Genomic DNA, 687 nt, shown 5'->3' on the forward strand with positions numbered 1-687 from the left:
GGGTGATGGGTGGCTGGTCGTTGCTTGAGAACTACACAGTGGACGCGAGCATCTGTGGCCAAGTTTTTAAGGGCGCACGGTGGATGCCTTGGCACCAGGAACCGATGAAGGACGTGAGAGGCCGCGATAGGCCCCGGGGAGCTGCCAACTGAGCTTTGATCCGGGGGTGTCCGAATGGGGAAACCCGGCAGTCGTCATGGGCTGTCACCCACTGCTGAACACATAGGCAGTGTGGAGGGAACGAGGGGAAGTGAAACATCTCAGTACCCTCAGGAAGAGAAAACAACCGTGATTCCGGGAGTAGTGGCGAGCGAAACCGGATGAGGCCAAACCGTATGCGTGTGATACCCGGCAGGGGTTGCGCATGCGGGGTTGTGGGAATTCTTTTGATCGGTCTGCCGGCCGGTCGGCGAGTCAGAAACCGTTGATGTAGTCGAAGGACATGCGAAAGGTCCGGCGTAGAGGGTAAGACCCCCGTAGACGAAACATCAGCGGCTTGCTTAAGAATCTCCCAAGTAGCACGGGGCCCGAGAAATCCCGTGTGAATCTGGCGGGACCACCCGCTAAGCCTAAATATTCCCTGGTGACCGATAGCGGATAGTACCGTGAGGGAATGGTGAAAAGTACCGCGGGAGCGGAGTGAAATAGTACCTGAAACCGTGTGCCTACAAGCCGTGGGAGCGTCGC

At 57.8% G+C, this 687-nt stretch carries 1 rRNA gene; it reads left to right on the plus strand.

The annotated features are described in order from the left end of the window. Positions 1-56 precede the first annotated feature (56 nt). A 23S ribosomal RNA gene (locus MTF65_RS30065) occupies positions 57-687 on the plus strand; the annotation flags it as partial.

It is taken from the genome of Streptomyces sp. APSN-46.1, assembly GCF_022815725.1.
Lineage (GTDB): Bacteria > Actinomycetota > Actinomycetes > Streptomycetales > Streptomycetaceae > Streptomyces.